Raw genomic sequence first — 12,072 nt, forward strand, 5'->3', positions numbered from 1 at the left:
CTTGCATTCCCTCAATCGCGGGTATATACACCTTCCATGCTTGCCTCCCAATGTTTGTGTACCAACCTGCGACGTGCCGCCCGTGGCGTCAGCAGGCATTACGACGGCGCTCTTGATGGCTTCGGGATCAACGTCGCCCAGTATTCTTTGCTGTGTAACTTGCAGCGCCTTGATCAGCCGAGCATTTCCAGCCTGGCGGAAGCCATGGGCCTGGATCGCAGCACGTTGGGGCGTAACTTGCGGGTGCTGGAAGGCGAGGGCCTGGTGCGGTTGGTGGAAGGCGATGACCTGCGCAACCGTCTGGTGATGTTGACCGAGGACGGTGAAGCACGACTGGCCGCGGCATTACCTGCCTGGGAAGCGGCGCAGCAGAAATTGATCGATCAACTCGGCGCGGAAAAACGCGAAACCTTGTTGGCCTTGCTGGACGAACTCGCCTGAGCGCGGGTTGGTTCGAATACAAGCGGGTATATACCCGCGAGCGGAGAATAAGAAATGACCTCGATGTGGCGCACCAGTGGCTGGATTCTTGTAGGGAGTGCGCTGATCCTGGCGTTGTCGTTGGGCGTGCGGCACGGTTTTGGCCTGTTCCTGGCGCCGATGAGCAGCGAGTTCGGCTGGGGCCGTGAGACCTTCGCCTTTGCCATTGCCTTGCAGAATCTGATTTGGGGTCTGGCGCAGCCGTTCACCGGCGCCCTGGCCGACCGTTTTGGCGCGACTAAAGCGGTGTTTGTCGGCGGCGTCCTGTACGCGGCGGGCCTGGTGTTGATGGGCATGTCCGACTCGGCGTGGTCGTTGTCCCTCAGTGCCGGCTTGCTGATTGGTATCGGTCTGTCCGGCACCTCGTTCTCGGTGATTCTTGGCGTGGTGGGCCGGGCCGTGGCGCCGGAAAAACGCAGCATGGCGATGGGTATCGCGAGCGCTGCGGGTTCGTTTGGTCAGTTCGCCATGGTGCCGGGCACTCTGGGTTTGATCAGTTGGTTGGGCTGGTCCGCGGCACTGCTGGCACTGGGCCTGATGGTGGCGCTGATTCTGCCGCTGGTCGCCATGCTCAAGGATCGGCCATTGCCGGTACTGGCGGGCCAGCAAACCTTGCGTGAAGCCTTGAAGGAAGCCTGTTCCCATTCCGGTTTCTGGCTGTTGGCCTTCGGCTTTTTTGTCTGCGGTTTCCAGGTGGTGTTTATCGGCGTGCATTTGCCGGCCTACCTGGTGGACCAGCACTTGCCGGCCACCGTCGGTACCACGGTGCTGGCGCTGATTGGCCTGTTCAATATCTTCGGCACCTACACCGCCGGCTGGCTCGGTGGGCGCATGTCCAAACCGCGCTTGCTGACTGGGCTGTACCTGTTGCGGGCGGTGGTGATCGTATTGTTCCTATGGGCGCCGGTCACCGAAGTCACGGCCTACCTGTTCGGTATGGCGATGGGCTTCCTGTGGCTGTCCACCGTGCCGCTGACCAACGGTACCGTCGCAACGTTGTTTGGTGTACGAAACCTCTCCATGCTCGGTGGGATCGTGTTCCTTTTCCACCAGCTCGGTTCGTTCCTGGGCGGCTGGTTGGGCGGGGTGGTCTATGATCGAACCGGCAACTACGATTTGATCTGGCAGGTGGCGATCCTGTTGAGCCTGCTCGCTGCGGCCCTGAATTGGCCGGTACGCGAGCGGCCAGTGGCGCGATTGCAGGCGCAGATGGAGGCGGCATGAGCATAGCGGTACGCGGGTTGATACTCGCCGCAGTCTTGGTTTTGATGTTGCTGGCCTGGTGGGGCTGGCAAAACGGCGGGCTGGCATTGATGCAACTGGGCATGTCGATCTGTTAAGTTCGTGGTCTGAATAATTTCAAGGACACACGACATGCAGATGCGCTGGCTCGCTGTACCCGTCCTGATGGCCATTGGCACTGCCGCCTTGGCCGCCAGTTGCCCGCCGCTGTTGGAAGGCCAATTGCCCAAGCTGCGCGCCAAGGAATCCATCGACCTGTGCCAACGCTTCGCCGGCAAGCCACTGGTCATCGTCAACACCGCCAGCTTTTGCGGGTTCGCCCCACAGTTCAAAAGCCTCGAAGCCTTGTACCAGCGCTACAAGGGCGAAGGGCTGGAAGTGATCGGCGTGCCGTCAGATGACTTCAAGCAGGAAGCCAAGACCGGCGAAGAAACCGCCAAGGTCTGCTACGTGAATTACGGCGTGACCTTCACCATGACCGAGCCACAAAAGGTCAAGGGACCGGATGCGGTGAACCTGTTCAAGGTGTTGGCGCAGCAGACCGACGCGCCGCCGAAGTGGAATTTCTACAAGTACGTGGTGGATCGGCAGGGCAAGGTGATTGCCAATTTTTCCAGCCTTACCAAGCCGGACAGTCCGGACATGATCAAGGCAGTGGAAGAGGCGATAGCGTCCAAGCCTTGATCGTCTGCCATTAAAAAGCCCCGCTTCCTTTGCAGGAGAGCGGGGCTTTTTTACACCCGTCTGGATCAGAAGGTGTAAGTCATGCCCAGGCCGAAACCGTTGGCGCTGTTTTCATACTTGGCGCGGTAGCTGGCAGTGGAAGGTGGGTTGGCCGTGTTGTTGACCTTCACATCTTCTTCTTTCAGGTACGAGTAGGCCAGGTCGATGGTCATGTTATCCATGACTTTGTAGCCCAGGCCCACGCTGAAGATCGTGCGATCGCCAGTAGGAATGCGCGGCGAACGATCGGTGTTGTTGGTAGGCGACTGGTCGAAGGTCAGGCCGGTACGCAGTACCACTTGTTTGGTCAGCTGATACGAGGTACCCACGGCGTAGGCCCAGGTGTCGTGCCAGTCTTGTTTCTCGGTGATGGCACTGAGTTGGCTAGGTGCCAAAATGCCGCCCGCGCCGGTTACGCCGTCGTTGTTGACGGTGATTTCCTTCAGGCGGCTCCAGCGTGTCCAGGTTGCACCGCCATACAGTTTCCATGCGTCAGTCAGGTCTTGTGTCACCGACAGGTCATAGGATTCTGGAGTGTCGATTTTCAAGGAGGCGTCGTAACGGTTATTACGCAGGACCCCTTGAGTCTGGGCTGGGCCGCTGACGGTCGTGTGACCTTCCAGCTTGTACTTGACCTTCGAATGGTAGGTCAGGCCGACGCGGGTGGTATCAGTGGCCTGGACCAGCACGCCGATGTTGAAACCCAGCGCGGTGTCATCACCCTTGATCTTGACGTTGGTGTCGGAAAAACGAGGGTCGAGGGTTTTGTCCGATTCCAACACACCGGAAATCCGGTTGATGGTTGGGCCGAAACCGACCGATACGCGGTCGTTGAACGCATAGCTGACAGTTGGCTGGAAGGTCATGACCTTCACTTCGCTCTTGCTGCCGAAGCCACGGCCCTGGAAGCCGTTTTCATAGTCGGTCACCAGGCCAAACGGTGCGTAGACACCGAAGCCGATAGCCCACTGGTCATTGAGTTTGTTGGTGTAGAAACCAAATGGCACCGCGGTGAACGGAACCATGTCACCTTTGTTGGAGCCGCGAGAGTTGCCACCTGTGCTGCTGATGTCAGTCGAGGCGTCAATCGCTGCAACACCACCGGTGATTTGCTGGCCATTCAGGCGAGACATACCGGCAGGGTTACCGTAAACAGTGCTTGCATCATCGGCAGAAGAAGAGCGACCTGCGAAACCCGTACCCATCCCGCTGACGCTCTGTTCGTTCAGTGCAAAACCGCTTGCGAACAGGTGGGAGGATGCCATGGCAACGGCGAGGCTAAGTGTGGTCTTGAGCATTACTTTTTTCATTATTAGAACTCCGTGGTGATCACCGCTGCGGAAAGTAACAATAATTTTAAGATCGCGCTATAGGCTGTAATGTAGGAGATAGAGCGGTTTTGTAGGACAATCCGACCAAATTCCGGGGTTTTTGGCGAATCTTGCAAATTGCCCGGTTAGCAAACCACGTGATTCATGGGTGAAACACAGGTTTGCCAGGCTTGAGTGAAATCGCGCAGCCGTCCTTGTGGATGAAAAATTTCTTTCCAGATACGCGCCATGGCCAGCACGTCACCGGGCGGAGGCAGAGCGGGGGTGTGTTGTTCCACCAACAACCAGGCAATCGCGGTGGCGTAGCGCAAGTTGACGGTGAGCTCCAATTGCGGGGCGCTGAGGAACGCGTGCTGGCTCGCGAGCCCGCGTACCAGGCTGGCGCGCTCGGGGTCCAGCGCCAGGTAGTTATCCCATAAGGCGCGGTGGCGCGGTTCGGTGATGCTATACAGGCCATGCCCACGGCGGTCGTGCAGCGCGGAACCGAGTTCCGACTGGCTGGCGGCAATGCCCAGCAGCAGGGACTCGGCCGTCGGGTTATGGCGGCCGAGGTACATCAAGGTCGGCCGGATCACATAACGACACAATTCGCTGGCAGCGATACCCATACACGCCTCAATCCGTGAAAGTGGTCGACGAAGCCTGAGAAGGTGGGGGCTTGGCAGCAGTGGATCGGATCTCAGGCTCGCCGGAAGCGGATCATGCCGCTTGAGTTGAAGTGTAGTGTCATATTTGTGATGTAAAGGACTGTTTTTAAAACATCTTCTTCATTTAGTTATAACGTTTATATCTATTCGAACTTAGTACAAAAGCTCAATAGGCAAATTCCGGGCAATAAAAAACCCTGCTTTTTAAACAGGGTTTTTGTGTTTCAGCGACTCGGGTCGATCAGGCAGTCAGTGCCTGACGGGTACGCTCGATCACGGCCTGCAGCGGTTCTGCGCTGGAGTATTGATCGGGGTACAGGCGTTCGCTGTGACGAGCGATGCCGTGTTCGTTGACCAGGGTGAAGCTGAAGCAGCCTTTGCGAGCGGCCATGATCAGGCAGTTCATTGGAGCAAAAGCGTTGGTGAGGGTGCGAATGGCATCCTGAGTATGGATTTGAGCGTTCATAATTATTGGTGTTCCTACAAATGACACGGATAAGAACCGTGCCGTATTAAAACGTTCCAGCGACGTTGACCACGATTGATCGAACGAAGAAACCGACTGGAACAAAGCAGCCAGTTTGAAGCGCTGATAAGTTAGGCGCGCTTGGGCTGGCAGGTAGGTACTTAGGAGGGCAGGCAACACAACAGGGGCAAAGGTTCTGGGCCCGGGGTGAAGATCCTGATCAATTTGCAGGTTGGTTCGGTCAGAGTATGGAAACTTCGCGACACCCTTTGCTTGTTCAAAGGCCGTGTCGTCGCAAGTGATACCTGGAAACCATCGAGGTGGCCGATCCCGTGTTGGACAGGGGAGTTGTTCGACCAGAATTGACTTTCAGCTTGGTACTAACGCCGCGGATAGTAACGGATTGAAACAGGTAAGGGAAGTGTGTTAGCCAAAAAACTTTCATCAGCCGCCCAACAGGCCGCGATAGACCAGTACGGTGCTCGCGGCCGCCAGGGAGCAGCCCAGCCCGTAGGCGGCAAGCGTCAGGCGCAGGGATTGACCGGTTTCTACCACCTTCATCACGTCGCCCATGTCGTTTATCCGGCCTTCACCCAGTTCGATGCACAGGCTCACGGCCGTGAACGCCGCCGACAGCAGGATCGCGATGGCGAACAGCGCCCCATCCGGTGACGGCAGTGCGGCATTGATCCCCAAGGAAACGGCGCAGATGGCCAGCAGCAACACGGCGAATAACAGAATCCCTTTCATCAACCCACCCACCGTTGCGATGTAGGTGGGGGAGTGTGGCGAGCCGGGGAAGATTTGAAAAGTCCCCGCTTTGCCCTCGCGGTAACATTTTTGCAGCGAGTCGCTTCAAAAAAAGCCGGGGATATAACCATCGAATGGGTACTTGTGCACATTAGTTGCGGCGTGTGTAACCGCGCTGTCAACTGCACTGCGGGGCTGCCATTTGCCTGTAATGGAAATTTAAGTCAATGAAAAATCTGGCTTTTTTTTATTGGTGAAAAAATCGTCAGTTTGACTGCGGCCCCCATTCCATGGGGCTTTGCGCGAGTTAAAGGGGGGTTGTCCACTGAGTTATCCACAGCTTCTGTGGATTGTCCCGAGCGCTTGCTCTAGAACGGGCGTGCCGAGTTTTTTCAGCTTTACCTGTACGAAAAAAAGAGTAGAGTGGCGCGCCTTCCGTTCTGTCCCACAGTGCTTTATGAAGTTTCGCTCAGTATCACCTTCTGTTACCGACACCCCTCAAACTGTTACCGCCCCCAAGCGCTTCTCGTTGAAAGTTGCCTTGTGGTTGCTCGACAGTCCGCGCCTGGGTCACAACACCAACGTCAAGCACTTCGCCGGGCGTTTGCTCAAGCAGCCGGCCCGTGATGGTGTGGTTGCCGCGCAAAGCCGCCTGGGCCAACTGATGTGCCGCGAATGCGGGAATGCCCGCGACCGCCGCATCGGCCACGACCTGCTACGCCTGGCCGCCCGCGCCGGTGACCGCCGCGCCCAGCGCGAACTGGGCCAGGTCGAAGACTGAGCTGTCCTCAGGCCTTGTGCTCCGCTAACCTTGGTTTTTTTCGGTGATGGCAGACATGTCTATGGTTTTTGACTGGACCAGTATTGCCTTGGGCCTGGCTGGCGCAGCTGTGCCGTTAGTGGCCGTGTGCTGGCAGCTCCAGCGACGCCTGAGCGCACGCATGACTGGCTGGGAACTGCTTGAAGAGCGCTTGGCCACTGCACAGCTGGCTCAGGAAGGTCTGGCCGCTCAGCTGGATGCCAGCCGCGACGAGATCAGCGACTTGAGCCAGGCCAACGCCGCCAAACAGGCCGATCTTGCAGCAGTGCGCCGAGAAGTCGAGTTGCTGCAGATCGACCGTGACAATGCCCGCGACGCCGCCCACGCCTGGAACCTCGATCGTAGCGCCAAGGAAGTCGAGCTACGCCGCCTCGATGCCTTGTCGGCCGCCTTGCGCGCCGAACTGCGTGAACAACAGGACAGTCATCAACAACGCCTCACCGACCTGCAAGGCTCGCGTGATGAGCTGCGTGCGCAGTTCGCCGAGTTGGCCGGCAAGATCTTCGACGAGCGTGAACAGCGCTTCGCCGAAACCAGCCAAGAGCGCCTGGGTCAATTGCTCGACCCGCTGAAAGAGCGCATCCAGTCCTTCGAAAAACGCGTGGAAGAAAGCTATCAGAACGAGGCGCGTGAGCGTTTTTCACTGGCCAAGGAGCTGGAGCGCCTACAGCAGTTGAACCTGCGTCTGTCGGACGAAGCCACCAACCTGACCCGCGCGCTCAAGGGCCAGAAAACCCAGGGCAACTGGGGTGAGCTGATCCTTGAGCGGGTGCTGGAGCATGCCGGGCTGGAGAAGGGCCGTGAGTACCAGACCCAAGTCAGCCTCAAGGGCCCGGATGGCGAGCGGTTCCAGCCGGACGTGCTGATCATGTTGCCCGGCGACAAGCAGGTGGTGGTGGACTCCAAGGTCAGCCTCACCGCTTATCAACAGTATGTGGCGGCAGACGATGAAGTGATCGGCCAGGCGGCCCTGAAGCAGCACGTACTGTCGCTGCGCAACCACGTCAAAGGCTTGGCCGGCAAGGATTACAAGCGCCTGGAAGGCCTGCACAGCCTGGATTTCGTGTTGCTGTTCGTGCCGATCGAAGCGGCATTTTCCGCTGCGTTGCAGGCTGAGCCCAACCTGTTTCAGGAAGCATTCGACCGTCATATCGTGATCGTCAGCCCAACCACCTTGCTCGCGACGCTGCGCGTGATCGACAGCCTGTGGAAACAAGAACGCCAGAGCCAGAACGCCCGGGAAATCGCCGAGCGCGCCGGTTGGCTGTACGACAAGTTCGTGCTGTTTATCCAAGACCTGGATGAAGTGGGTAACCGTTTGCAGCAGTTGGATAAGGCTTACAGCGCGGCGCGGAACAAGCTGACAGATGGACGCGGAAATCTGGTCAGCCGGGTCGAGCAATTGAAGCTGCTCGGTGCTCGGGCCAGTAAGAGCCTGCCGGCCGATTTGTTGGAGCGCGCGATGACTGATTCAGACGGTGTGGCCCATCTACCTGAATAAACACAGACCAAAAATGTGGGAGCGGGCTTGCTCGCGAATGCGGTGCGTCAGTCAATGCATGTGCTGACTGATCCACCGCATTCGCGAGCAAGCCCGCTCCCACATTAGACCGAGTACAAACCATTTACAGCGGTAAATGCCGACTCAGCAACGCCCGCAACGCCGCCGGTTTCACCGGCTTGGCCAGGTAATCCAACCCCGCCGCATGCACTTCGGCCACCATCTCCGGGCGGCCGTCGGCGCTTATCACCACGCCGGGAATCGGCTCGGCCAGTTGTGCGCGCAGCCACCCCATCAGCTCAGTCCCGGTTTCGCCATGGTCCAGATGGTAGTCCACCAGGGCCAGCTGCGGACGCACGCCGTCGGCAAGCAACGCCGCGCATTGCGCCTGGTCGGTGGCGGTCCATACTTCGCAGCCCCAGCGGGTCAACAGGCTGCGCATGCCGATCAGGATGCTCTCTTCGTTATCCACACACAGCACCTGTGCGCCGCTCAACGGCAGGCCGGTTTCCTGTGGCGTCTTGACCTGCGGGCTGGCCTGGTTGCGCGCCAACGGCACGCGCACGCTGAATACGCTGCCTTTGCCTGGCCACGAGCGTACGCTCAACCGATGACCGAGTACGCGGCACAAGCCATCGGCGATTGCCAGGCCCAGCCCCAGGCCTTTCTCCGCGCGGGTCTGGTGGCTGTCCAGGCGTTTGAATTCTTCGAAGATCACCTTCTGTTTATCCAATGGGATGCCGGGGCCACGGTCCCACACTTCCAGGCACAGCTCGCCCTTGCGTCGGCGTACGCCAAGCAGCACCGGGCCGTCGGCATAACGGAAAGCGTTGGTGAGAAAATTCTGCAGGATGCGCCGCAGCAACTTGATATCGCTGTCGACGCGCAAGCGACTGCCGCGCAGGCGGAAACGCAAACCTTGCTCCTGGGCCAGCGCCTTGAACTCCGCGCCCAAGGTGTCGAACAGTTCGTTGAGTGCAAAGGGCTGGCGCTGCGGATTGATCTTGCCGTTTTCCAGGCGCGAGATATCCAGCAGGTCGCTGATCAGGTCTTCGGCGGAGCGCAACGAGCTGTCCAGGTGTTGCACCAGTTGCCGGGCTTCGGTGGAGAGGCCGTCGTTCTGGTGGGAGAGGGCGGCGGAAAACAGGCGCGCAGCATTCAAAGGTTGCATCAAGTCATGGCTGACGGCCGCCAGAAAGCGGGTCTTCGACTGGCTGGCGGACTCGGCCACGCCCTTGGCATCGGTGAGTGCCACATTGAGTTGGGACAGTTCATGGGTGCGCTCGGTCACCCGTTGTTCCAGGCCTTCGTTGGCCTCGGTGAGTGCCTGCTCGGCTTCGCGGAACGCGGTAATGTCAGTGAAGCTCATAACAAAACCGCCGCCCGGCATCGGGTTGCCGATCAACTCGATCACCCGCCCATTGGGGAATAAACGTTCGGACGTGTGCGCGCGGCCTTGGCGCATCCAGTGCAGGCGTCGCGCCACGTGCACTTCGGCCTCGCCCGGCCCGCACAGCCCGCGTTCGGCGTTGTAGCGGATGATGTCGGCAATCGGTCGGCCAACGCTGATCAGCCCGTCCGGGTAATTGAACAGCTCCAGATAACGCCGGTTCCAGGCCACCAGCTTGAGGGACTGGTCGACCACGCTGATGCCCTGGGTGATGTTCTCGATGGCGCCTTGCAGCAACGCGCGGTTGAACTGCAGCACTTCCGACGCTTCGTCAGCGATGCGGACTACGTCCTCCAGCTGCATTTCCCGACCTTCGATGGCGGCTTTTACCACCGCGCGTGTCGACGAGGCGCCCAGCACGCCGGCCAATAATCGCTCGGTGTGGGCAATCCAATCGTTGTCGGCATTCTGGTTGGGGTTGAAGCCTTTGCCCTGGCGATAGGCGAAACGGATAAAACTTTGCTGGGCGCGTTCTTCACCGACAAAGCGCGCTGCCAGGCTAAGCAAGTCGCTGATCTGCACCGACAACATCGAACGGGCGCTGGCACGTTGGCTGATTTCCTGGCCGATGAAACGCCCGGCTTGCCAGTGTTCGGACACGCGCGTGCGCGACAGCATCGACACCCACACAAACAGCGTGAAGTTGCCGGCCAGGGAAAACACGGTGCCCAAGGTCAATGAGGTGACGGACAACCCGAGCGGGTGGGAATGCATCCACGTCAGCCCTGGGAAGAGGCTGAGGGACCAGCCCAGGCTTTTCGCCGTCACCGGTAGGACCAAGGTGTAGAACCACAGGAAAGTACCGGCTGCCAGTCCGGCAAACACACCGCGTCGGTTGGCTTGTTTCCAATACAACGCACCGAGCATGGCGGGAGCCAGTTGGGTCACGGCGGCAAAGGCGATCTGGCCGATGGTCGCCAGGCTCGCGGTGGAGCCCAGCAGGCGATAGCTGACGTAGGCCAGCAACAGAATGATCACGATGCTTACGCGGCGTACCGAGAGCATCCAGTGGCGGAACACTTCGAACGGCCGCTCGGCGCTGGAGCGACGCAGCAGCCAGGGCAGCAGCATGTCGTTGGAGACCATGGTCGACAGGGCGATGCTCGCCACGATGACCATGCCGGTCGCAGCCGACGCGCCGCCGATGAAGGCCAGCACGGCCAGTGCCGGATGCGCTTCGGCCATGGGCAGGCTGATGACGTAGGAGTCCGGCAGTACCGAGCTGGGCAGCATCATCTTGCCGCCCAGGGCGATCGGTACTACAAACAGTGCGGCAAGAATCAGATAGGCGGGAAACACCCACTTGGCCAGGCGCAGGTCCTGGGGATCGATGTTTTCTACCACCGTGACATGGAACTGCCGGGGCAGGCAGATGATCGCCATCATGGCCACGCCGGTCTGCACCACCATGGAGGGCCAGTTGACGGTCTCTTTCCAGTATTCATCCAGGCGGGGGGCGAGCATGGCCTGGCTGAACAGATCACCGAAACCGTCGTACAGCCCGTAGGTCACAAACGCGCCGACCGCCAGAAACGCGAACAGTTTGACCAGAGATTCAAAGGCAATCGCCAGCACCATGCCCCGGTGGTGTTCCGTGGCATCGAGGTTGCGCGTACCAAACACAATGGTGAACAGCGCCAGCACCAGCGACACGATCAGCGCCGTGTCCTGAGCTCGGGTGCCCGTGGTGTCGGCGCCAGCGCCGATCAGCAGGTTGACGCCCAATACGATGCCTTTAAGTTGCAGGGCGATGTAAGGCAACACGCCGACCAGGCAGATCAGAGCGACCACCACGGCGAGGGATTGGGACTTGCCGTAGCGCGCCGCAATAAAGTCGGCGATGGAGGTGATGTTTTCCTGCTTGCTGATCAGGATCATCTTCTGCAGCACCCAAGGTGCCAACACCAGCAACAACACCGGTCCCAGGTAGATCGGTAAAAACGCCCACAACTGTTCGGCGGCCTGGCCTACGGCGCCGAAGAATGTCCAACTGGTGCAGTAAACGGCCAGCGACAGGCTGTACACCCAGGCACGCATACGCGGCGGCAGCGGCGCACGGCGGCGATCACCGTAGAAGGCGATGGCAAACATAATGGCCATATAGGCCAGGGCAACGGCGGCGATCAGCCCGCTGGACAACGTCATGGTAACTCCGCGCATAAGAACACCCGGGCATTCCAGGCCCGGTTGGACAGTCTCGCAGAATGCTTGGGGTTAGTCAGTGTCGACCAAGGTCTGAGCGCGACGTGATGTCGCGGCCTAACGGGGTGGCAGGGTTTTCTGGCGCAGGATGTAAATAGTCACCAGCACCGCACTGGTCAGCATGAAACCCTGCGCCCACGGCAGTGGCACCAGGTAACAGGACACGCCGATACTCAGCCACATCAAGCCGATGGCGTAGACCTTGGCTTTGAGAGGAATGCCATTGCCATCCAGGTAATCACGGATCCACGGTCCCAGGCGTGGGTGTTGCACCAGCCAATGGTAGAAACGTGGGGAGCTTCGGGCGAAGCAGGCGGCAGCGAGCAGCAGGAAGGGTGTCGTCGGCAATACCGGCAGGAAAATCCCGATCACCCCCAACGCCACACTGAGCCAGCCGATGGCCAGCAACAGGTAGCGCAGGAGCAGAGGACGATTGCCCATGGGTGTCACGGGCAAGCGA

General features: G+C 59.4%; 11 protein-coding genes. 5 read left to right on the forward strand and 6 right to left on the reverse strand.

Features of this window, described 5'->3' with window-relative positions; all coding sequences use genetic code 11:
* The first annotated feature begins 36 nt into the window (after positions 1-36).
* The 3 genes from HX823_RS03750 to HX823_RS03760 all read left to right on the forward strand — a co-directional run bounded on the left by HX823_RS03750 (position 37) and on the right by HX823_RS03760 (position 2,406).
* Positions 37-441: a MarR family winged helix-turn-helix transcriptional regulator gene (locus HX823_RS03750; RefSeq protein ID WP_038847945.1), complete on the forward strand. Its 405-nt coding sequence runs from the start codon at positions 37-39 to the stop codon at positions 439-441.
* A 63-nt stretch (positions 442-504) separates the two neighbouring features.
* On the forward strand, positions 505-1,704 hold the full coding sequence (locus HX823_RS03755; protein WP_161630248.1) for an MFS transporter: 1,200 nt from the start codon (positions 505-507) through the stop codon (positions 1,702-1,704).
* A 150-nt stretch (positions 1,705-1,854) separates the two neighbouring features.
* Complete coding sequence (locus HX823_RS03760; protein WP_177074151.1) at positions 1,855-2,406, forward strand: glutathione peroxidase; 552 nt, start codon at positions 1,855-1,857, stop codon at positions 2,404-2,406.
* Between the two features lie 65 nt (positions 2,407-2,471).
* On the opposite strand, the gene HX823_RS03765 is transcribed toward HX823_RS03760, so the two are convergent.
* The 4 genes from HX823_RS03765 to HX823_RS03780 all read right to left on the reverse strand — a co-directional run bounded on the left by HX823_RS03765 (position 2,472) and on the right by HX823_RS03780 (position 5,639).
* The gene (locus tag HX823_RS03765) at positions 2,472-3,755 is read right to left on the reverse strand and encodes an OmpP1/FadL family transporter (protein WP_038847948.1); all 1,284 of its coding nucleotides are present in this window, start codon (positions 3,753-3,755) and stop codon (positions 2,472-2,474) included.
* Between the two features lie 146 nt (positions 3,756-3,901).
* The gene (locus tag HX823_RS03770; RefSeq protein WP_177074152.1) at positions 3,902-4,384 is read right to left on the reverse strand and encodes a hypothetical protein; all 483 of its coding nucleotides are present in this window, start codon (positions 4,382-4,384) and stop codon (positions 3,902-3,904) included.
* Between the two features lie 280 nt (positions 4,385-4,664).
* Entirely contained in the window at positions 4,665-4,889 is a 225-nt protein-coding gene (locus HX823_RS03775; RefSeq protein ID WP_005790139.1) for a hypothetical protein, read from the reverse strand.
* A gap of 444 nt (positions 4,890-5,333) precedes the next feature.
* Positions 5,334-5,639, reverse strand: coding sequence for a hypothetical protein (locus tag HX823_RS03780; RefSeq protein WP_038847951.1), 306 nt, complete (start codon positions 5,637-5,639; stop codon positions 5,334-5,336).
* 457 nt (positions 5,640-6,096) lie between these two features.
* On the opposite strand from HX823_RS03780, the gene HX823_RS03785 reads away from it, so the two are divergent.
* Positions 6,097-6,420: a sel1 repeat family protein gene (locus HX823_RS03785; protein ID WP_124526543.1), complete on the forward strand. Its 324-nt coding sequence runs from the start codon at positions 6,097-6,099 to the stop codon at positions 6,418-6,420.
* Between the two features lie 175 nt (positions 6,421-6,595).
* A complete protein-coding gene (gene rmuC / locus HX823_RS03790) occupies positions 6,596-7,960 on the forward strand; it encodes a DNA recombination protein RmuC (RefSeq protein ID WP_177074184.1) in 1,365 nt (454 codons plus the stop codon).
* A gap of 124 nt (positions 7,961-8,084) precedes the next feature.
* Here rmuC and HX823_RS03795 read toward each other — a convergent pair whose 3' ends face one another.
* Positions 8,085-11,555 (reverse strand): PAS domain-containing hybrid sensor histidine kinase/response regulator, encoded by a 3,471-nt coding sequence (locus tag HX823_RS03795; protein WP_038849154.1) that lies wholly within the window; start codon positions 11,553-11,555, stop codon positions 8,085-8,087.
* Between the two features lie 114 nt (positions 11,556-11,669).
* On the reverse strand, positions 11,670-12,053 hold the full coding sequence (locus HX823_RS03800) for a YbaN family protein (protein ID WP_177074153.1): 384 nt from the start codon (positions 12,051-12,053) through the stop codon (positions 11,670-11,672).
* Between the last annotated feature and the right edge of the window lie 19 nt (positions 12,054-12,072).

The sequence above is a fragment of the Pseudomonas sp. P7759 genome (assembly GCF_013386445.1).
GTDB classification, from domain to species: Bacteria; Pseudomonadota; Gammaproteobacteria; order Pseudomonadales; family Pseudomonadaceae; genus Aquipseudomonas; species Aquipseudomonas azotoformans_A.

Bases quoted from the DNA above. Each gene is read 5' to 3' on its own strand.
- HX823_RS03755 (WP_161630248.1), top strand. From the start codon at position 505: ATGTGGCGCACCAGTGGCTGGATTCTTGTAGGGAGTGCGCTGATCCTG.
- HX823_RS03800 (WP_177074153.1), bottom strand. From the start codon at position 12,053: ATGGGCAATCGTCCTCTGCTCCTGCGCTACCTGTTGCTGGCCATCGGC.
- HX823_RS03785 (WP_124526543.1), top strand. From the start codon at position 6,097: ATGAAGTTTCGCTCAGTATCACCTTCTGTTACCGACACCCCTCAAACT.
- HX823_RS03770 (WP_177074152.1), bottom strand. From the start codon at position 4,384: ATGGGTATCGCTGCCAGCGAATTGTGTCGTTATGTGATCCGGCCGACC.
- HX823_RS03780 (WP_038847951.1), bottom strand. From the start codon at position 5,639: ATGAAAGGGATTCTGTTATTCGCCGTGTTGCTGCTGGCCATCTGCGCC.
- HX823_RS03765 (WP_038847948.1), bottom strand. From the start codon at position 3,755: ATGAAAAAAGTAATGCTCAAGACCACACTTAGCCTCGCCGTTGCCATG.
- HX823_RS03775 (WP_005790139.1), bottom strand. From the start codon at position 4,889: ATGAACGCTCAAATCCATACTCAGGATGCCATTCGCACCCTCACCAAC.
- HX823_RS03750 (WP_038847945.1), top strand. From the start codon at position 37: ATGCTTGCCTCCCAATGTTTGTGTACCAACCTGCGACGTGCCGCCCGT.
- HX823_RS03795 (WP_038849154.1), bottom strand. From the start codon at position 11,555: ATGACGTTGTCCAGCGGGCTGATCGCCGCCGTTGCCCTGGCCTATATG.
- HX823_RS03760 (WP_177074151.1), top strand. From the start codon at position 1,855: ATGCAGATGCGCTGGCTCGCTGTACCCGTCCTGATGGCCATTGGCACT.